The sequence below is a fragment of the Pseudocitrobacter vendiensis genome (assembly GCF_943590815.1).
In the GTDB taxonomy this organism is placed as follows: domain Bacteria; phylum Pseudomonadota; class Gammaproteobacteria; order Enterobacterales; family Enterobacteriaceae; genus Pseudocitrobacter; species Pseudocitrobacter vendiensis.
The window spans coordinates 132,744-153,735 of the sequence record NZ_CALSBS010000004.1 but is presented as its reverse complement, the minus strand read 5'-3'; the positions used below and the strand labels follow the sequence as shown (position 1 = coordinate 153,735).

17 protein-coding genes and 1 pseudogene are annotated in these 20,992 nt (G+C 54.2%); 10 read left to right on the top strand and 8 right to left on the bottom strand.

What is annotated here, in order from left to right; translation table 11 throughout:
• Positions 1-14: 14 nt before the first annotated feature.
• Together NMC31_RS06805 and citS are read right to left on the bottom strand one after the other, a co-directional pair.
• On the bottom strand, positions 15-260 hold the full coding sequence (locus tag NMC31_RS06805) for an oxaloacetate decarboxylase subunit gamma (RefSeq protein WP_253897387.1): 246 nt from the start codon (positions 258-260) through the stop codon (positions 15-17).
• 140 nt (positions 261-400) lie between these two features.
• Positions 401-1,741, bottom strand: coding sequence for a citrate/sodium symporter CitS (citS, locus tag NMC31_RS06800; RefSeq protein WP_253897386.1), 1,341 nt, complete (start codon positions 1,739-1,741; stop codon positions 401-403).
• A 255-nt stretch (positions 1,742-1,996) separates the two neighbouring features.
• Here citS and citC point away from each other — a divergent pair, with 255 nt between their 5' ends.
• The 10 genes from citC (at position 1,997) to caiF (ending at position 13,633) form a co-directional block, all read left to right on the top strand.
• Entirely contained in the window at positions 1,997-3,010 is a 1,014-nt protein-coding gene (gene citC, locus NMC31_RS06795; protein ID WP_253897385.1) for a [citrate (pro-3S)-lyase] ligase, read from the top strand.
• Positions 3,011-3,039: 29 nt separating this feature from the next.
• Complete coding sequence (gene citD / locus NMC31_RS06790) at positions 3,040-3,333, top strand: citrate lyase acyl carrier protein (RefSeq protein WP_149463051.1); 294 nt, start codon at positions 3,040-3,042, stop codon at positions 3,331-3,333.
• Positions 3,330-4,199, top strand: coding sequence for a citrate (pro-3S)-lyase subunit beta (gene citE, locus NMC31_RS06785; protein ID WP_253897384.1), 870 nt, complete (start codon positions 3,330-3,332; stop codon positions 4,197-4,199). Before citD ends, citE begins: the two co-directional genes overlap by 4 nt.
• 12 nt (positions 4,200-4,211) lie before the next feature.
• Positions 4,212-5,732, top strand: coding sequence for a citrate lyase subunit alpha (citF, locus tag NMC31_RS06780; protein ID WP_253897445.1), 1,521 nt, complete (start codon positions 4,212-4,214; stop codon positions 5,730-5,732).
• Positions 5,732-6,283 carry a citrate lyase holo-[acyl-carrier protein] synthase gene (gene citX, locus NMC31_RS06775; RefSeq protein WP_253897383.1) on the top strand — a complete coding sequence of 184 codons (552 nt, stop codon included), beginning with the start codon at positions 5,732-5,734 and terminating at the stop codon, positions 6,281-6,283. Before citF ends, citX begins: the two co-directional genes overlap by 1 nt.
• Positions 6,276-7,169 carry a triphosphoribosyl-dephospho-CoA synthase CitG gene (gene citG / locus NMC31_RS06770; protein WP_436649819.1) on the top strand — a complete coding sequence of 298 codons (894 nt, stop codon included), beginning with the start codon at positions 6,276-6,278 and terminating at the stop codon, positions 7,167-7,169. Before citX ends, citG begins: the two co-directional genes overlap by 8 nt.
• A 180-nt stretch (positions 7,170-7,349) precedes the next feature.
• Positions 7,350-8,171: a 4-hydroxy-tetrahydrodipicolinate reductase gene (gene dapB, locus NMC31_RS06765; RefSeq protein WP_253897381.1), complete on the top strand. Its 822-nt coding sequence runs from the start codon at positions 7,350-7,352 to the stop codon at positions 8,169-8,171.
• Positions 8,172-8,625: 454 nt separating this feature from the next.
• Positions 8,626-9,774 (top strand): glutamine-hydrolyzing carbamoyl-phosphate synthase small subunit, encoded by a 1,149-nt coding sequence (gene carA / locus NMC31_RS06760; protein WP_149463056.1) that lies wholly within the window; start codon positions 8,626-8,628, stop codon positions 9,772-9,774.
• A gap of 18 nt (positions 9,775-9,792) precedes the next feature.
• A complete protein-coding gene (gene carB, locus NMC31_RS06755) occupies positions 9,793-13,014 on the top strand; it encodes a carbamoyl-phosphate synthase large subunit (RefSeq protein ID WP_253897380.1) in 3,222 nt (1,073 codons plus the stop codon).
• A gap of 223 nt (positions 13,015-13,237) precedes the next feature.
• Entirely contained in the window at positions 13,238-13,633 is a 396-nt protein-coding gene (caiF, locus tag NMC31_RS06750) for a carnitine metabolism transcriptional regulator CaiF (RefSeq protein ID WP_149463058.1), read from the top strand.
• Positions 13,634-13,673: 40 nt separating this feature from the next.
• Here caiF and caiE read toward each other — a convergent pair whose 3' ends face one another.
• From caiE to caiT, 6 genes and pseudogenes are all read right to left on the bottom strand, one after another.
• Positions 13,674-14,264: a carnitine operon protein CaiE gene (gene caiE, locus NMC31_RS06745; protein WP_253897379.1), complete on the bottom strand. Its 591-nt coding sequence runs from the start codon at positions 14,262-14,264 to the stop codon at positions 13,674-13,676.
• A 117-nt stretch (positions 14,265-14,381) separates the two neighbouring features.
• A complete protein-coding gene (caiD, locus tag NMC31_RS06740) occupies positions 14,382-15,167 on the bottom strand; it encodes a crotonobetainyl-CoA hydratase (protein ID WP_253897378.1) in 786 nt (261 codons plus the stop codon).
• Between the two features lie 105 nt (positions 15,168-15,272).
• The gene (gene caiC, locus NMC31_RS06735; RefSeq protein WP_253897444.1) at positions 15,273-16,814 is read right to left on the bottom strand and encodes a crotonobetaine/carnitine-CoA ligase; all 1,542 of its coding nucleotides are present in this window, start codon (positions 16,812-16,814) and stop codon (positions 15,273-15,275) included.
• A 61-nt stretch (positions 16,815-16,875) separates the two neighbouring features.
• On the bottom strand, positions 16,876-18,096 hold the full coding sequence (gene caiB / locus NMC31_RS06730; protein WP_231825411.1) for an L-carnitine CoA-transferase: 1,221 nt from the start codon (positions 18,094-18,096) through the stop codon (positions 16,876-16,878).
• A 125-nt stretch (positions 18,097-18,221) separates the two neighbouring features.
• Positions 18,222-19,364 (bottom strand): crotonobetainyl-CoA dehydrogenase, encoded by a 1,143-nt coding sequence (gene caiA / locus NMC31_RS06725; protein WP_149463061.1) that lies wholly within the window; start codon positions 19,362-19,364, stop codon positions 18,222-18,224.
• A gap of 30 nt (positions 19,365-19,394) precedes the next feature.
• Positions 19,395-20,909 (bottom strand): annotated as a pseudogene (gene caiT / locus NMC31_RS06720) (L-carnitine/gamma-butyrobetaine antiporter).
• Between the last annotated feature and the right edge of the window lie 83 nt (positions 20,910-20,992).

Sequence of the window (20,992 nt, the reverse complement as noted above, 5' to 3'; positions counted from 1 at the left end):
AATTCCTCCGTGAATTAAGCATTAAGGCGACGATGATGGTGAATAGCCGCCGCGATAACCGGCTTAAGCTGGCTAAAGTCATCGACGGGAGCAGGAACAGGGCGTGGCGCAGCAACCGGTTCGGGTTCAGGAAAGAAGCGGTTGATGAGGGTGGACATACCCCGGATAGCCAGGATGAGTAAAAAAAGGAAGGTGAGGACAAACCCCATTCCCAGGAGCATCAGGGTGATCCCTTCGCCCAATAGTGCGGCATCATTCATGATGAGATTCTCAGGTAAGAGCACAACGGTACGTTGGAAGGTAAAGTGCGACGGTAAAGAGTGGATTTCCCCAGCCGCCCCGGCTCAGGCTCTTATCGCTATCGCCACTTACCCTCTGCGCGTACCGTTGTGCGAATGCGTTACACCATCATGCCGAACACGATGCTGGCGATGACCAGCACAATACCGCCGCCCAGACGAGAGGAGATTTGTGCATAAGAGATCAGGTTCATACGGTTACAGGCGGAGAGCACTTCCAGGTCACCGGAACCACCACGGTTCGCCATACACAGGCCTGCGGTAATCGCGGATTCGACCGGGAAGAAGCCAATCAGCCAGCCGCCCAGCGCTGCGCCGACCACGGCACCGATAACGATAACGGCGGCGATAATGACGTTGGCGAAGGTCAGTGCATCAATGATTTCCTGGAGGTCGGTGTAGCAAACGCCGACGCCGACCATCAGCACCCACAGCATCTGTTTAGAGAAGAAATCGGACAGGCGTTTAGCCCCCGCTTTGATTTCCGGTGAGCAAAGGCCTGAGGCATTCAGCGCTGCGACAATCAGTACCATCCAGGCAAAAGTATGAATTTCTACGCCGCCGATGTTCGGCAGAATGGCTTTCGCCATGACATAGGCCAGTACGAAGCAGGTGGTGGAGAGCACCAGGCCAACCGCGGTTTCACGATGAGTAATTGGGCCTGCTTTTTCATCTTCTTCCGCTTTGAAAGAGGCTTTACGCACCAGTTCGCCTTCGCCGCTTAATACCGGGTATTTCTTGCCGATGATGTCGAGGAAAGCGGCATAGACGATGGCGAAAATGTTCGCGATAGTCAGAATCGCAATCGCGGTAGAGTAGTACTCTTCACGTGAGCGACCGGTGACAGAGTGATAAATTTCTGACAACGGAACCGCGCCTGCGCCATTACCGCCGCCCATAATCGGCAGTACGTACAGCATCATGATGCGATCGACCGGAATGCCAAAGCACAGGCCAATAAGAATCCCAAAAACGGACGCGCCCAGAATCCCCAGAAGAATCGTTGGAATATATCCCAACAGTGATTTCAGCAATAATTTACGGTTAACCGATAAGATTGCCCCGGTGATCAATACGGAAATGAATAAGTTCAGGAAGTTCGTTTCATCCATGACTTTAGTAATAGTGTCGATCTCTTTCTGCGTGAATATTCCGGCATACACAAAATAAGCGGCGACAAGAAAAATCATTACCGGTGCGCCACCAATATATTTATTAAATATCGGCAGGCGTTTACCAATCTCACCAAATACTGCACCAATAATAAACATTAGCGCAAAACCGCCGACAACATCGCCCGGCAGCTTATCGTTAAAGTGGGAAAGTAATAAAGTGATTAACGCAAACGCGTAAAGCGGCAGCGACATACCAAATATCTTAAAATTCAGCAGGTCACGCACGTCTTTCTTCTCCGTCTCAGGAGATGTGCTGATGTTACTCATAGGGCATCCTGTCTTTGATAAAGGGAGTGGTAATACGCTGCGGATGGTAATAAATGAGGCCTGCTGTTGATTGTGATAATCTTCACTTTCCGGTAGTGTTTTTAATTAATTTAATTATTTTATCTTTCCGAATTAATTAACAACATAAAAACCATAAGGACAATAAAACCAGACGCAAAAGTGTGATTTAACATCAGGACGCGGTGAGTGAATAGTGGCGAAATAGCCGCCGTTATTCCCGACGGACATTGAGTTATGGATCTTATTTATCACTGCTGCGACCCGCATCATGACATCGCTAGCCGTCAGGCCGTCGAGGCCTTTCTTGCTAACGCGCACCTAAAACTTGAAGCCGATTGCGACGTGCTGGTAATGGCGAAGTCTCAGGGGCGGCTGGTGGGATGCGGGGCGATTGCCGGAAATGTCATTAAATGCATCGCGGTAGATCCCGCGCTTCAGGGTAGTGGCTTAAGCCTGAAATTATTAACGGAACTGGTGACGCTGGCGTTTGAACGTGGCCACAGTGAACTATTTCTGTTCACGAAACCTGAAAATGTCGCGCTTTTTTCCGGAGCAGGGTTTTGGCCGATTGCGCAGGCTGAAGAGCAGGCGGTGCTGATGGAAAACAGCCGTGAGCGGCTGGCGCGCTACTGCCGACAGCTCTCGCTGTATCGTCGTCCCGGGAAGAAAGTGGGTGCCATCGTGATGAACGCCAACCCTTTCACGCTGGGGCATCTCTGGTTAGTGGCGCAGGCCGCCGCGCAGTGCGACTGGCTGCATCTGCTGATGGTTAAAGAAGACGCCTCCTTTTTTAGCTATGCCGATCGCTGGCAATTGATCGAGCAAGGTATCGCGGGGATCCATAACGTTACCCTTCATCCAGGATCGGCGTGGTTAATTTCGCGCGCCACCTTCCCGGGGTATTTCTTAAAAGATAAGGGCGTGGTTGATGATTGCCACAGCCAGATCGATCTACAGCTCTTTCGCGAACGCTTCGCCCCCGCTCTGGGTATCACTCACCGTTTCGTTGGCACGGAACCTTTCTGCCCGTTAACCCGCGCCTATAACCAGCGAATGAAAACGTTACTGGCGCCGACGGTTGAGGTTGTGGAGCTTCCACGGCTGGAACAACAGGGGGGCGCAATTTCTGCTTCGCGTGTGCGCAAACTTTATGCCGAGCGCAACTGGCGTGCGATTGCTCAACTGGTGCCGCCCACAACACTCGATTTTCTGACGCGTCTGGCGGCGGAGAGTCCGCAAACCGCCTGATACGATTTTTATTAATAAGGAACGACTTCATGGAAATCATAAAAGATGCCCTGGCCGGCACGCTGGAATCCAGCGATGTGATGGTCAGGATCGGCCCATCCAGCGAGCCGGGTATCCAGCTTGAGCTGGAGAGCCTGGTGAAACAGCAGTTTGGCGCGGCGATAGAACAGGTTACCCGTGAAACGCTGGCAAAGTTAGGCGTGACCAACGCCGCCGTTGCAGTCGATGACAAAGGCGCGCTGGAGTGCGTGCTGCGTGCTCGCGTGCAGGCGGCAGCCATGCGTGCTGCGGGGCAAGCTGAGATTGTATGGGAGGCATTATGAAGCCACGTCGCAGTATGTTGTTCATTCCCGGCGCGAATGCCGCCATGTTAAGTACCTCTTTTGTCTATGGCGCGGATGCGGTCATGTTCGACCTTGAGGATGCGGTTTCCCTGCGCGAAAAGGACAGTGCGCGGTTGTTGGTGCATCACGCATTACAGCATCCGTTTTACCAGGATGTGGAGAAGGTCGTACGTATTAACCCGTTGAATACTCCATTCGGTCTGGCCGATCTGGAAGCCGTTGTGCGCGGCGGTGTGGACATCGTGCGTTTGCCGAAAACGGACAGTAAAGAAGATGTGCTGGAGCTGGAAGCACACGTAGAGCGCATCGAGCGCGCGTGTGGCCGTGAGGTGGGCAGCACCAAACTGATGGCGGCGATTGAGTCAGCGACTGGTGTGGTCAACGCGGTGGAGATCGCCCGTTCCAGCCCGCGCATGGTGGCGATTGCGCTGGCGGCGTTCGACTACGTGATGGACATGGGCACCTGCCGTGGCGATGGTAGCGAGCTGTTTTATGCGCGCTGTGCGGTATTGCACGCCGCGCGTGTCGCCGGGATCGCGGCCTACGATGTGGTCTGGTCTGATATCAACAATGAAGAAGGCTTCCTGAAGGAAGTGCAGCTCGCCAAAGGATTGGGTTTCAACGGTAAATCATTGGTGAATCCGCGGCAGATTGAGCTTCTGCATCAGGCCTATGCGCCAACGCGCGGTGAAGTCACTCATGCATTTGAAGTCATTGCGGCAGCGGAAGAGGCGGAGTCTCGCGGGCTGGGCGTCGTTTCATTAAACGGCAAAATGATTGACGGGCCGATTATCGATCACGCCCGCAAAGTGGTGGCGCTGTCTACCTCCGGCGTACGCGATTAAGGGGAAGGGATGATGAAAGATACCGTGGAAATGTTGCATCAGCAGTACATTGTGCCCGAAGGGCTTAAGCCCTACGCTGGCGTTAGCGCCCATAGTCCCTGGCTGGCCTGTGAAAAAGAGAAACGCTCACGCAAAATCTGCGCATCGTTAGAAGACGCGATTCGCCGCTCCGGGCTACAGAATGGGATGACCATCTCCTTCCATCACGCGTTTCGTGGCGGCGACAAGGTCGTCAATATGGTGGTAGAGACATTGGCGCAGATGGGTTTTCGCGATCTCACGCTGGCGTCTAGTTCACTGATTGACGCGCACTGGCCGCTTATTGAACACATCAAAAATGGCGTCATCCGCCAGATTTACACCTCGGGATTGCGCGGTAAATTAGGTGAAGAGATCTCCGCTGGACTGATGGAAAATCCGGTGCAGATCCATTCCCACGGCGGTCGCGTGAATCTACTTCAATCGGGCGAGTTAAACATTGATGTCGCCTTCCTCGGCGTGCCTTGCTGCGATGAATTCGGCAACGCTAACGGGTTTAGCGGCAAATCGCGCTGTGGTTCGCTGGGTTACGCCAAAGTTGATGCGCAATACGCGAAGACGGTGGTATTGCTGACTGAAGAGTGGGTCGCCTATCCCAATTATCCGGCCAGCATTGAGCAGGATCAGGTTGATCTGATCGTTCAGGTCGAAGAGGTGGGCGATCCGGCAAAAATTACCGCCGGGGCGATCCGTCTTTCCAGCAATCCGCGCGAACTGTTGATAGCCCGCCAGGCGGCAAATGTGATTGAGCACTCCGGGTATTTCAAAGAGGGCTTTTCGCTGCAAACCGGTACCGGTGGCGCATCGCTGGCGGTGACGCGTTTCCTGGAAGATAAAATGCGTCGCCATCATATTACCGCCAGTTTCGGTCTGGGCGGGATCACTGGCACGATGGTCGATCTGCATGAAAAAGGGCTGATTAAAGCGCTGCTGGATACCCAATCTTTTGATGGCGATGCAGCCCGTTCTCTGGCGCAGAACCCGCATCATATCGAAATCTCGACGAATCAATATGCCAGCCCGACCTCTAAAGGCGCATCCTGCGAAAGGCTCAACGTGGTGATGCTCAGCGCGCTGGAAATTGACGTCAATTTCAACGTAAACGTTATGACGGGCTCGAATGGCGTACTGCGCGGCGCATCCGGCGGCCACAGCGATACGGCGGCGGGGGCGGATCTCACCATTATTACCGCGCCGCTGGTACGCGGGCGCATTCCGTGCGTGGTGGAGAAAGTGCTCACCACCGTAACGCCGGGCGCCAGCGTCGATGTGCTGGTCACCGATCACGGTATCGCCGTTAACCCGGCGCGTCAGGACTTGATCGATAACCTGCGTGAGGCGGGTATTCCCATGATGACCATTGAGCAGTTGCAGCAGCGTGCGGAGCTGCTAACGGGTAAACCTCAACCGATTGAATTCACTGACCGTGTCGTGGCAGTCGTGCGCTATCGCGATGGCTCGGTGATAGACGTTATCCGGCAGGTTAAAGCCTGATGAAACGCGCAGATCTGCTCTTTGAAGGGCAGCCCGTTACGCTCACAGAGATGCTTCAGGCGCGCGAGCAGCGCGTTATTCGGCAGCATCGAATGCTGGGGCTTTATTGCCAGCCGCTGGTCTCTTTCACACTTGTTGCGCCCGGGCCTATCAAAAATAGCCCCGCCTGGCGCGATGTTGCCGAAGCCGCGCGTAAGGCCGTGTTAACACTGTGCCAGCGCTACGACTGGCGTATTGAAGGTAACGTGGAGTGTTTCGCGAATAGCGGGCCTGAATGGATGATAGCGATCTGCGCGCCGTCGATAAGGTTGAAAGAGGTACTGGTCGAACTTGAGCGAATGCATCCGCTGGGGCGACTGTGGGATCTGGACGTCATTAATGAAGTTGGCACGGCAATTTCGCGACGAGAGCTTGGTCTTCCGGCGCGCCGTTGCCTGATTTGTGAGAAGGACGCGCATCTGTGCGCACGTGCCAGAACGCATTCGCTGGCGATGCTGCTGGACGACGTTGCCCGAAGGATTGAGAGCTATGAGCGAAATACTGATGACTGAATCGCCCGTAAACAAAGTCTGTGCTTTTGATGAGGAGAGCCTGGTAAAGCGGGTTCGTCTGGCCCTTCTCACCGAGGTACGCTTAACGCCTAAGCCCGGTCTGGTAGACATTCGTAATACGGGCGCGCACAAGGACATGGACCTGGCCGCTTTTGAAAGAAGCACGGCGGCGATTGCGCCGTGGATGGCCCGGTTTTATCAAATAGGTTATGAGTCAGCGACGGGAAACGCCGAGTGGGTGTTGCCTATGATCCGGCCAATTGGCGTTGCCTGCGAATGCGATATGTTGCAGGTCACGGGGGGCGTGAATACTCACCGCGGTGCAATTTTTGCGTTCGGTCTGCTTAGTGCGGCGATAGGTCGTTTGAATGCGCAGAATGTTCCACTGGAACAAAATCTGATGTGTGATGTAGTCGCGCAGTTTTGCCATCACCTGGTGGCAAAAGAGTTGTCGGTGCCAAAGGGCGGAAAACTCAGTAAAAGTGAGTCTCACTTTCTACAGTTTGGTCTGGCCGGCGCCCGTGGCGAAGCGGAAAGCGGTTTTCGCACCGTGCGTACGCAGGCGCTGCCGGTCTATAACCGGGTGATGGCAGAACTGGGAGATACGAATCTTGCACTCCTGCAAACCTTATTGCATCTCATGGCCTGGAACGATGACACCAATCTGGTGGCGCGCGGGGGATTATCGGGGCTTTATTACGTGCAACAGCAAGCGCAGAAATTGCTGTGGGAAGGTGGAGTATTACATCCCGGTGGAATTGAAGCTATGCAGCAGCTTGATGATGCGTTGATTGCCCGCCGTCTTAGCCCTGGCGGCAGCGCCGATCTGCTGGCGGTGACCTGGTTTTTAAGCCATTTTCCGGCTGGAATGCTTTTTAAGAACTAAATTCTGCTACTGACTCCTCTTTTTAGCCATGATTCGTCCTTCCCGATGAATCATGGCTTTTACTGATATTCCCCTCTGTTTATCATTTAATTCTAATTATGGGCGTTTTCGGCTGGCGGCCTCCGGGCGGGCTGGTTACTCTGAGAACGGTTTACGCAAAATTAACAAAAGAGAATAGCTATGCATGATGCACAAATCCGTGTCGCCATTGCCGGGGCCGGTGGACGTATGGGGCGCCAGTTAATTCAGGCGGCAATGGCAATGGACGGCGTTCAGTTGGGCGCAGCGCTGGAGCGCGAAGGTTCCAGCCTGCTGGGCAGTGATGCGGGCGAACTGGCGGGTGCGGGGAAAACGGGCGTAACCGTTCAGAGCAGCCTCGACGCGGTTAAAGATGATTTTGATGTGTTTATCGATTTTACCCGTCCGGAAGGCACGCTGACGCATCTGGCGTTCTGTCGTGAACACGGGAAGGGAATGGTTATCGGGACCACCGGTTTTGATGATGCCGGCAAGCAGGCTATTTGCGATGCCTCTCAGGAGATAGCGATTGTCTTTGCCGCCAACTTCAGCGTAGGCGTGAACGTCATGCTGAAGTTGCTGGAGAAAGCGGCCAAAGTGATGGGCGACTATACCGACATCGAAATTATTGAAGCGCACCACCGTCACAAAGTGGACGCGCCATCAGGCACGGCGCTGGCGATGGGCGAGGCGATTGCCGGGGCGCTGGATAAAGATCTGAAAGAGTGCGCGGTATACAGCCGTGAAGGTTATACCGGTGAGCGCGTGCCGGGCACGATCGGTTTTGCGACCGTGCGTGCGGGCGATATCGTCGGCGAACATACGGCAATGTTCGCCGATATTGGTGAACGTGTGGAGATTACGCATAAAGCATCCAGCCGCATGACGTTTGCCAATGGCGCGGTGCGTTCGGCTTTGTGGCTGAAATCGAAACAAAATGGTCTTTTTGATATGCGTGATGTGCTTAATCTTAATGAATTATAGTATTTATTACCCATCGTGATGTGGTATTGCAGTCGGTAAGGCATTGATTGCATAGGGCGATATTTTATCGCCCTTTATTTTATTTGTTACTGATGGTTTTATATATGAAATCAGTAAAATAATAAGTTATCTTCGTGTTTGTGGTTGTTTAAATGTAAATTTTGACCATCCGGTCTACTTTTTTCACGCCTGAGTCCATTTTTAACATTCTTCATGCCCCGCAAGCGTTTTCCAGTGCAAGTTAGATGATCTTTTTGCCTGTTAAAAGCATCAGTTAAGGCCAGTGGCGCAAAATAATAATAAAAAATGCCCTTTAAGGTAGACTTTTGTCTGGGCTCTCTCTAGAATGCCGCCGTTTGCCAGAAATTCAAAGGTAAGCAGATTTGCATTGATTTATGTCACCATTGTGAATTAATATGCAAATAAAGTGAGTGAATATTCTCTGGAGGGTGTTTTGATTAAGTCAGCGCTATTGGTTCTGGAAGACGGAACCCAGTTTCACGGTCGGGCCATAGGGGCAACAGGTTCGGCGGTTGGGGAAGTCGTTTTCAATACTTCAATGACCGGTTATCAAGAAATCCTCACTGATCCTTCCTATTCCCGCCAAATCGTTACTCTTACTTATCCCCATATCGGCAATGTCGGCACCAATGCTGCTGACGAAGAGTCTTCTCAGGTTCATGCGCAGGGTCTGGTTATCCGTGACCTGCCGCTGATTGCCAGCAACTTCCGCAATACTGAAGATCTCTCTTCCTACCTGAAACGCCATAACATCGTGGCGATTGCCGATATCGATACCCGTAAGCTGACGCGTCTGCTGCGCGAGAAGGGCGCACAGAACGGTTGCATCATCGCAGGGGATAACCTGGATGCGGCGCTGGCGCTGGAAAAAGCCCGTGCGTTCCCGGGCCTGAACGGAATGGACCTGGCGAAAGAAGTCACCACCCGCGAATCCTACAGCTGGACGCAGGGTAGCTGGACACTGGCAGAAGAGCTGCCGGAAGCCAAAAAAGAAGAAGAGCTGCCATTCCACGTCGTTGCCTACGATTTTGGCGCGAAACGCAATATTCTGCGTATGCTGGTTGACCGTGGCTGTCGCCTGACCATCGTTCCGGCGCAAACGTCTGCGGAAGATGTGCTGAAGATGAACCCGGACGGCGTGTTCCTCTCCAACGGCCCCGGCGACCCGGCACCGTGTGATTACGCGATTACCGCGATTCAGACATTCCTCGAAACCGACATTCCGGTATTCGGCATCTGCCTGGGCCATCAGCTGCTGGCGCTGGCGAGCGGTGCGAAGACCATCAAGATGAAGTTCGGCCATCACGGCGGCAACCATCCGGTTAAAGATATCGATAAGAACGTGGTGATGATCACCGCGCAGAACCACGGTTTTGCAGTGGATGAAGCGACACTCCCGGCAAACCTGCGCGTGACGCATAAATCTCTGTTCGACGGCACGCTGCAAGGTATTCACCGTACCGATAAGCCAGCGTTCAGTTTCCAGGGTCACCCGGAAGCGAGCCCGGGCCCGCACGATGCCGCACCGCTGTTCGACCACTTTATCGAGCTTATTGAGCAATACCGTCAGTCCGCGAAATAATCAGGAGTTATAAAAGCCATGCCAAAACGTACAGACATAAAAAGTATCCTGATTCTGGGTGCGGGCCCGATTGTTATCGGCCAGGCGTGTGAGTTTGACTACTCCGGCGCCCAGGCGTGTAAAGCGCTGCGCGAAGAGGGTTACCGCGTTATTCTGGTGAACTCCAACCCGGCAACCATCATGACCGACCCGGAAATGGCCGATGCGACCTACATCGAGCCGATTCAGTGGGAAGTGGTACGCAAGATTATTGAAAAAGAGCGCCCGGATGCGGTGCTGCCAACCATGGGCGGCCAGACGGCGCTGAACTGCGCGCTGGAACTGGAGCGTCAGGGCGTGCTGGAAGAGTTCGGCGTCACCATGATTGGTGCCACCGCCGACGCGATTGATAAAGCAGAAGATCGCCGTCGCTTCGACGTGGCGATGAAGAAAATCGGCCTCGATACCGCGCGTTCCGGTATCGCGCACACTATGGAAGAAGCGCTGGCGGTTGCCGCTGACGTCGGCTTCCCGTGCATCATCCGTCCTTCCTTTACCATGGGCGGCACCGGCGGCGGTATCGCCTACAACCGCGAAGAGTTTGAAGAGATTTGCGAACGCGGTCTGGATCTCTCCCCAACCAATGAACTGCTGATTGATGAATCATTGATCGGCTGGAAAGAGTACGAGATGGAAGTGGTGCGTGATAAAAACGACAACTGCATCATCGTCTGCTCTATCGAAAACTTCGATGCGATGGGCATCCACACCGGTGACTCCATCACCGTGGCGCCAGCGCAAACCCTGACCGATAAAGAATACCAAATCATGCGTAACGCCTCGATGGCGGTACTGCGTGAAATCGGCGTTGAAACCGGCGGTTCTAACGTCCAGTTCTCAGTTAACCCGAAAAATGGTCGTCTGATTGTTATCGAAATGAACCCGCGCGTGTCTCGCTCCTCTGCACTGGCATCAAAAGCGACTGGCTTCCCGATTGCTAAAGTGGCGGCGAAACTGGCGGTCGGTTACACCCTTGATGAGCTGATGAACGACATCACCGGTGGCCGTACTCCGGCTTCCTTCGAACCGTCCATCGACTACGTTGTGACCAAAATCCCGCGCTTTAACTTTGAAAAATTCGTCGGTGCGAATGACCGTCTGACCACCCAGATGAAATCCGTCGGGGAAGTGATGGCGATTGGTCGCACGCAGCAGGAATCTCTGCAAAAAGCACTGCGTGGCCTGGAAGTGGGCGCAACAGGGTTTGACCCGAAAGTGAGCCTGGATGACCCGGAAGCGCTGACCAAAATTCGTCGCGAGCTGAAAGACGCTGGCGCAGAGCGTATCTGGTACATCGCGGATGCGTTCCGTGCGGGCCTGTCCGTAGACGGCGTCTTCAACCTGACCAACATCGACCGCTGGTTCCTGGTACAGATTGAAGAACTGGTGCGTCTGGAAGAGAAAGTGGCGGAAGTGGGCATCAACGGCCTCGACGCAGACTTCCTGCGTAGCCTGAAACGTAAAGGCTTTGCCGACGCGCGTCTGGCTAAACTGGCAGGCGTACGCGAAGCGGAAATCCGTAAACTGCGCGACCAGTACAACCTGCACCCGGTCTACAAGCGTGTGGATACCTGCGCGGCAGAATTCGCGACCGACACCGCGTACATGTACTCCACCTATGAAGATGAGTGCGAATCCAACCCATCTACGCGCGACAAAATTATGGTTCTCGGCGGCGGCCCGAACCGTATCGGTCAGGGTATCGAATTTGACTACTGCTGCGTACACGCCTCGCTGGCGCTGCGCGAAGACGGTTACGAGACCATCATGGTGAACTGTAACCCGGAAACCGTCTCCACCGACTACGACACCTCCGACCGTCTCTACTTCGAGCCGGTTACCCTGGAAGATGTGCTGGAAATTGTGCGTATCGAAAAGCCGAAAGGCGTTATCGTCCAGTACGGCGGCCAGACCCCGCTGAAACTGGCGCGCGCACTGGAAGCCGCTGGCGTACCGGTTATCGGTACCAGCCCGGATGCCATCGACCGTGCGGAAGACCGTGAACGTTTCCAGCATGCGGTTGACCGTCTGAAACTGAAACAACCGGCCAACGCCACTGTTACCGCTATCGAAATGGCGGTTGAGAAAGCGAAAGAGATTGGCTACCCGCTGGTGGTGCGTCCGTCCTATGTCCTTGGCGGCCGCGCGATGGAAATCGTCTACGACGAAGCTGACCTGAAACGCTACTTCCAGACCGCCGTCAGCGTCTCTAACGACGCACCGGTTCTGCTCGACCGCTTCCTCGACGATGCGGTAGAAGTGGATGTGGACGCTATCTGCGACGGCGAAAGGGTGCTGATTGGCGGCATTATGGAGCACATCGAGCAGGCGGGCGTACACTCCGGTGACTCCGCATGTTCTCTGCCTGCGTACACTTTAAGCCAGGAAATTCAGGATGAGATGCGCCAGCAGGTGCAGAAACTGGCCTTCGAATTGCAGGTGCGCGGTCTGATGAACGTGCAGTTTGCCGTTAAAAACAACGAAGTCTACCTGATTGAAGTTAACCCGCGAGCAGCGCGTACCGTACCGTTTGTCTCCAAAGCGACCGGTGTTCCGCTGGCGAAAGTGGCGGCGCGCGTGATGGCAGGCAAAACGCTGGCCGAGCAGGGCGTGACCAAAGAAATCATCCCGCCGTACTACTCGGTGAAAGAAGTGGTGCTGCCGTTCAACAAATTCCCGGGCGTTGACCCGCTGTTAGGGCCAGAAATGCGCTCTACCGGGGAAGTCATGGGCGTAGGCCGCACGTTCGCAGAAGCCTTTGCGAAAGCGCAACTGGGCAGTAATTCCACCATGAAGAAACAGGGCCGCGCACTGCTCTCTGTTCGTGAAGGTGATAAAGAGCGCGTTGTCGACCTGGCGGCGAAACTGCTGAAGCATGGCTTCGAGCTGGACGCGACGCACGGCACGGCGATTGTGCTGGGCGAAGCAGGTATCAACCCACGTCTGGTGAACAAGGTGCATGAAGGTCGTCCGCACATTCAGGACCGTATCAAGAATGGCGAATACACCTACATCATCAACACCACTGCGGGTCGCCAGGCGATTGAAGATTCCAAGCTGATTCGTCGCAGCGCGCTGCAGTATAAGGTGCATTACGACACCACCCTGAACGGCGGTTTCGCAACGTCCATGGCGCTGAATGCGGACGCGAAAGAGAAAGTGATTTCGGTGCAGGAAATGCACGCGCAAATCACGAAGTAATCGCATTTCTCATCGTCTGATGAAACGGTTCCTTTACAGGAACCGTTTTTTTTCGCCTTCAGTTCATTCCTGGTGCCCTTAATCTCTTTTCATTGTGACAACCACGATTTAGATCACATCCCTCAACATTTAACTCGCATACCATTTCATATAACCCTTATTTTTATGTGGCTTAATGTGAGCAGGCCATAACAGATTTTTAATTCGTAAAAATGGTGTGAATATGAGTGAACAATGTGTTGGTAAGCCACTCTACTTGTTAATTGCCGAATGGATCATGGCAGAAGATCGTTGGGTAACCGCAAGAGAGATCTCCATTCATTTCGATATTGAGCACAGCAAAGCAATTAATACACTTTCCTATATTCTCTCTGAAGTGGGAGAAATTAGCTGTGAAGTCAAAATGATCCCCAATAAGCTGGAAGGGCGAGGGTGTCAGTGTCAGCGGTTGGTAAAAGTGGTGGCCATTGATTCTCAGCTGTATGAGCGAGTCAATCAACATGTACGGGAAAAAATGGCGGGTGTAAGGAAAACGCCGCATATACCTGCGGTACCGCCAGCCGGGCTTAATCGTGAGCAAAAATGGCAGATGATGCTGTCGAAAAGTATGCGTCGGTAATCACGTTTGCCGGAGGGCGTAGCGCCGCCATCCGGCAACCTCAGCGTTTCGGTTTTACCTCTGTCGTCCCTTTTAGACGCGGGCGGTTTTCTTCCATCATCGTTAAAGGTTCGGTGGGTTGTAATCCGGTTTTGCAGCGCACCGCAAGATCCTGATACTCGCGGGTATTCAGTCGCTTCCAGCGCATCTCTTCATCGGTCACGTCACGCAAAATTCGCGCGGGGGAACCGACCAGCATTTGCCGGGGCATACCGGCGAATCCGGCTTTCACAAAGCTCATGGCGGCGACAATGCTCTCGTCGCCAATCACCGCGCCGTCCATGATGACGCTGTTCATGCCGACTAACGCGTCGCGGCCAATCACACAGCCGTGAAGAATCGCGCCATGGCCGATATGGCCGTTTTCGCGCACGATGGTATCCGTATCGCAATAGCCGTGCATGATGCAGCCATCCTGGAGGTTAGAGCCGGCCTCGAGGATTAATCGTCCGTAATCGCCGCGCAGCGAAGCGTGCGGGCCGACGTAGACACCGGCGCCGATAATGACATCGCCAATCAGCACCGCGCTAGGGTGGACGTAAGCCTGCGGGTGAACGACGGGGATCAGGTCTTCAAAGGCGTATATGCTCATGTTGGCTCCTGTGCCGGGATTTGCCGGATGGCGGCGTAAAACGCCTTATCCGGCCTACGGGTACATTGCCGGATGGCGGCGTGAACGCCTTATCCGGCCTACGGGTACATTGCCGGGTTAACGCCCCTTCCACACCGGTTCGCGTTTTTCGGCGAAGGCTAATGGGCCTTCGATGGCATCCTCGGAATGCAGCACTGCCGGGTAATGTTTTAACGCACCGCTGCGCATGAAACGGTAACCCTCTTCAACCGTCATTTCGCTGGTGGTGCGGTAAATTTCTTTCAGCGCGGCCAGTGCCAGCGGGGCGCTTTGCACTAACTGCTGAGCCAGTTCGCGGGCGCTTGCCATCAGTTCTGGCTGCGACACTACGCGGTTCACGATGCCCCAGCGCTGTGCTTCTTCCGCCGTCATGCGACGCCCGGTCATCACCATTTCGTTGAGGATTGCCGGAGGCAGATATTTCGGCAGACGCAACACGCCGCCGCTGTCCGGGACGATACCGAGTTTCGCTTCCGGCAGGGCGAAGCTGGCGTTATCTGCACACAGGATAAAATCAGCGGCCAGCGCCAGTTCGAAGCCGCCGCCAAAGGCGTAGCCGTTCACTGCGGCAATGACCGGTTTATCGAGGTCAAAAATTTCGGTTAACCCGGCGAACCCGCCCGGGCCGAAGTCGGCATCTGGCGCTTCCCCTTCGGCGGCGGCTTTCAAATCCCATCCCGCAGAGAAAAATTTCTCGCCCGCACCGGTAATAATGGCGACGCGCAGTTCCGGGTCATCGCGAAAATTAAGAAAGACTTCGCCCATTTCGAAGCTGGTTTTTGCATCGATGGCATTGGCTTTTGGGCGGTCGAGGGTTATTTCCAGAATCGCGCCGTTACGGGTCAGATGTAATGAATCACTCATTTTTCCACTCCTTATTCTGTTTTCAGCGGACAATACCTGACCCGCAAAAACAGATGCGTTTTTGTTTTCAGAGAATATTCAGCGGCATGACTGCCGCTATGGTTGTTACTTCAGGTTCTTCTTAATTATTTTCCCTGAGCAGTTCCGGGGCAGGTCAGTTCTGATCTCCATATAAGACGGCACTTTAAATTTCGCCATATGCGTTTCGCAGAAGTGGAAAAACTCTTCCTGACTCAAGGTTTCACCGTCATTGAGTACCACAAAGGCTTTTATGGCTTCGTCGCGAATATCGTCTTTAATACCAATCACCACGATGTCCTGAATTTTGGGATGCGCAGCGATAATATTTTCCAGCTCGACGCAGGAGACGTTTTCTCCCCCGCGTTTAATCATGTTGCAGCGGCGATCAATAAAATAGAAAAAGCCTTCGTCGTCGCAGTAGCCCGAATCACCCGTGTGCAGCCAGCCATCCGCCTGCAATGTGCTGGCGGTGGCATCCGGGCGCAGATAGTACTCTTTAAAAAGCGTTTTCCCGGGCTCGCCCTTGATGCAAATTTCACCGATTTCACCCGGGGGGAGCGGCCGGTTATGGTCATCGCGAATTTCCGCCTGATAGCAAAAACCAGGGCGACCAATCGACGGCCAGCGCCGTTTATCACCGGGCCTGTCGCCAATAATGCCGACGATAGTTTCAGTCATGCCGTAGGAGGTAAGTAGCCGGACGCCAAAGCGCTCGATAAACGCGTCTTTCTCCGCGACCGAAAGATTCAGGTAATACATCACTTCGCGTAGCCGGTGCTGATTGTCGGTCGGCGCAGGCGGCTGCACCATCAGCGTGCGGATCATCATCGGAATGCATTCTGTGACGGTCGCGCCATAGTGACGAACCTGCCCCCAGAAGGCGCGGGCGCTGTATTTTTCAATCAGCACAAACGTCGCCCCGGCGGAAAAGGCCGCCATCGCCGCGGTACACTGGCAGTCGATATGAAACGCGGGCATCACCGTCAGATAAACATCGTCCGCGCGCAACGCGCACTGCCAGGAGGAGTAATAGCCTGCGAAACGCAGATTATAATGGGTGATCACCACGCCTTTGGGGCGTGACGTGGTGCCAGAGGTAAACAGAATTTCGGCGGTATCTTCAAGGCTTAACGGTGGTGTATAGCGCAGTGTGGCGGGCTGTTCCGCTTTCAGACGTTGAAAATCAAGCTCTTCGTCTTCGCCATCTATCAGACAGATCGTTTCCAGTTGGGTGGTGTGCGCCGCGCGAATCTGGCGGTACATCGGGTAAAAACGGGTGGTGGTCACCAGCAGGCGTGCCTGGCAGTGATGTAAAATCCATGCGCTCTCTTCCTGTAACAGCCGCGCGTTAATCGGCACCATAATCGCGCCGATTTTGGCCAGCCCAAACCAGCAGAAAATAAACTCCGGGCAGTTATCAAGATGCAGGGCAACCTTGTCGCCTTTACGCACGCCCAACGCGTGAAACAGATTTGCTGTGCGCGTGATTTCCGCATTGAGCGATGCATAACTGAATTGCTGCACGTCGCCCGCGCAGGATTCCACTATCAGCGCCGTTTTCTCTCCGTAAACTTCCGCCAGACAGTCCCACATCTGACGCAAGTGTTGCCCGCCAACCATATCCATTGCGCATTCACCCACAAAATAGTCCTGGTGGTTAGCCGGGAAGCCCGGCTAACGCATCCTGTTAATCCTCAACTTTGGCCAGCCCTTTGCCGACCAGTGCCTGAATATCGCTCTCGCTGTAGCCGATATTTTTCAGAATGGCGGCGGTGTCCATGCCGTGCGACGGCATACCACGCCAGATTTTCCCTGGGTTGTTTTTAAATTTGGGCATTACGTTCGGGCCTTTGCAGGTGCGACCGTCCATGGTTTGCCATTCGGTGATGGATTCTCGAGCGACGTACTGTGGGTTGCCTTCCAGTTCAGGGATGGTCAGCACTTTGGCGCAGGCAATATGCAGCTCGGCAAAACGGGCCTGTACCTCGGCGATGGTGTGCGCCGCCAACCATTCATCAAGCTTCTCTTCTACCAGTGGACCATAGGGGCACTCAATGCGATGGATCAACTGTGTGCCTTCTGGTACTTCTGGCGTACCCAGAATGTGCGCGAGGCCAATATCTTTAAAGCATTCATTGATTTGAGTGATGCCTACGAGTTCCATCACGATGTAGCCATCGGCGCACTTATAGAGCCCGCAACCGGCGTAGTAGGGGTCTTTCCCTTTGGTCATGCGTGGGCAGATTTCGCCGCCGTTGAAATAGTCCATCATGAAGTACTGGCCCATACGGAGCATGACTTCATACATCGCGATATCAATGCTTTCGCCTTTACCCGTTTCGCGCACTTTATACAGTGCCGCGAGGGCGGAGGTGGTGGCGGTCATCCCCGAGAAATAGTCTGCGGTGTAGGGGAACGCGGGCATGGGTTGGTCGACATCGCCGTTCTGAATCAGATAGCCGCTAAAGGCCTGAGCGATAGTGTTATAAGCCGGAAGATTGGTGTACTCCTCCGTGCCGTACTGACCAAAGCCGGAGAGGTGGGCGATAACCAGTTTCGGGTTGTGCTGCCACAGAACTTCGTCGGTAATCCCACGACGCGCAAAGGCCGGGCCTTTACTGGCTTCGATAAAGATATCGGTGGTTTCCATTAACTTCAGAAACGCTTCGCGGCCTTCATCTTTGAAAATATTGAGCGATAGCGCGCGCAGGTTGCGGCGCGACAGTTGCGGGTAGTTGGGTTGCACGCGAATGGTGTCGGCCCAGGCGACGTTTTCAATCCAGATAACTTCCGCGCCCCATTCGGCAAACATCTGCCCGGCAAAAGGCCCGGCAATTTCAATACCGGAGAAAACCACGCGTAGCCCGGCGAGAGGGCCAAAAGCAGGCATCGGTAAATGAGTGGTCATGATATAGCTCCTGTTGCCGGATGGCGGCTGCGCCTTATCCGGCCTACAAAATCACAGGCCCGGGGTAGGTCGGATAAGGCGTAGCCGCCATCCGACATCGAAACCGCACCGGGCATGTTGCCTGTTTAGCGATATTGTTTCAGCACGGCACGGCCCAGCGTCAGGATCTGCATTTCATCAGAGCCACCGGAGACGCGGTCTACGCGCAGGTCACGCCAGAAGCGAGTGATACGGTGGTTACCCGCAATCCCCACGCCGCCCAGCACCTGCATCGCGGTATCTACAACGTCAAATGCCGCATTGGCGCAGAAGTATTTGCACATCGCCGCGTCGCCAGAGGTGATGGTGCCGTTATCGGCTTTCCAGGCTGCTTCAAACAACATGTTTTTCATGGAGTTAAGTTTGATAGCCATGTGCGCGAACTTCTCCTGAATCAACTGGAAGCGGCCAATGGTTTCGCCAAACTGCACGCGCTGGTTAGCGTAACGGGCGGCGTCTTCGAAGGCGCACATCGCGGTGCCGTAGTTGGTCAGCGCCACCAGGAAACGTTCGTGGTCAAACTCCTCTTTCACGCGGTTGAAGCCGTTGCCTTCACGGCCAAACATGTCTTTTTCTTCCAGCTCAACGTCGTCGAAGGTCAGCTCGCAGCAGCTATCCATACGCAGGCCGAGTTTTTCCAGCTTGTTGATCTTGATACCTGGTTTGCTCATATCGACGCACCATTCGGTGTAAATCGCTTTGTCCGGTGATGCGCCATCGCGCGCCATCACCACCACGTATGGGGTGTAAGCGCTACTGGTGATGAAGCATTTGCTGCCGTTGAGGTAAACCTTGCCGTTTTTGCGGGTGTAGGTGGTTTTCAGGCTGCCGACGTCAGAGCCCGCGCCGGGTTCGGTAATCGCCGAGTTCCACATCTGTTTACCGGTGCCCTGGAAGGCCATTATCTTGTCGATCTGCTCCTGGGTACCTTCGCGCAGGAAGGTGTTGAAGCCGCCTGGCAATTGATAGAGCACGTACGTTGGCGCACCGAGGCGGCCCAGCTCCATCCATACCGCCGCCACGGTGACAAACCCGGCATCCAGTCCACCGTGTTCTTCCGGCAGCAGCAGGCTGTCGATCCCCATATCGGCCAGCGCTTTCACAAAACGTTCCGGATAGACGCTGTCGCGATCGCACTCGGCAAAATAGGCTTCCCAGTTTTCACTGGCCATCAGTTCACGAATACCGGCGACAAACAGTTCCTGCTCATCATTCAAATTGAAATCCATCTTCTAACCTCTTAATCGTGTTGGGTTTAATTAGTCTTTCCAGTTCTGCTTCGCGTCTTTGATAAAGGAGAGCGTCACCATGATATTGACGAAGAACAGCGGGCAGCCGCCGGCGATGATCGCCGTTTGTATCGGTTTCAGGCCGCCGAGCGCCAGCAGGACAATGCCGATAATGCCGACCAGGATTGACCAGCCGATGCGAACCAGCAGCGGCGGCTCTTCGCCATCGCGCACTTCGCGACAGGTGGACATCGCCAGGGTGTAGGAGCAGGCGTTAATCAGCGTGACGGTGGCAATAAAGCAGAGGATGAAGAATCCCCACATGGTGGCGGTGCTGAGCGGTAATGCGGCCCAGGTTTCAATGATGGCGCGCGCCACACCGTGTTGTTCAATCAGTTGCGGAATGTTGAGGATATTTTTATCCATCAGCAGCAGAGTGTTGCTGCCAAGGACGGTCCACAAAATCCAGGTTGATGCGGTCAGGCCCAGCACCATGCCGAAGCAGAGTTCACGCACGGTACGACCACGGGAAATACGCGCCAGGAAGATACTCATCTGGATGGCGTAAATCACCCACCATGCCCAGTAGAAGACTGTCCAGCCCTGCGGGAAGCCGCCTTTACCGATCGCATCGGTATAGAACAGCATGCGCGGCAGATACATCAGCAACATCCCGACGGAGTCGGTGAAGTAGTTCATGATGAAGCTGGCGCCGCTGACGATAAATACCCAGCCCAGCATCAGGAAGCTTAAGTAGCTGCGCACATCACTGGCGATCCTGACCCCTTTTTGCAGGCCGCAGGCGACGCAGATGGCGTTCAGGATAATCCAGCAGGTGATGATGATGGCGTCGAGTTGCAGCGTATGCGGAATGCCAAACAGCCACTACATACACTCGGTGACCAGCGGTGTCGCCAGACCCAGACTGGTGCCCATCGCGAAGATTAACGCCACCAGGTAGAAGTTATCGACGATGGTACCGAACAGACCTCTCGCGTGTTTTTCGCCAACCAGCGGCACCAGGGTGGAGCTGGGGCGAATCACATCCATCTTGCGAACAAAGAAGAAGTATGCAAACGCCACGGAGAGGAAACTGTAGGTTGCCCACGGCAGCGGCCCCCAGTGGAACAGGCTATACGCCAGGCCAATCTCTTTCGCTCCGGTCGAGTTAGGTGCAAGCGCGAACGGCGGTGTGGAGATGTAGTAGTAGATTTCGATGGACCCCCAGAACAGCACGGCCGCTGACGTACAGGAGGCGAACATCATAAAGATCCAACTGGCGGTACTGAATTCCGGTGGTTCGTTACCGAGTTTCTTTTTAGCGTACGGGCCAAACACCAGCCAGAACCAACCAAACAGCATGACGACCATGTACCATTCAAATGCCCAACCCCAGACATTGGTAACATAGCTAAATACGGCATTAATAACGACGTTCGCCGCGTCAAGATCGCGAACGGTTAGCCAGCAAAGTATTCCCACAATAATTAACGGCGGGAAAAAAACCTTCGGCTCTATTCCTGACTTTCTCTTTTCATTTTTCATGAGTGAATTCCACTGTGAAGACTAAAATTATTTAGCGTTCCCGGTTGTTCCATTTTTTGTCTATTATTGTTAATAATTTATTA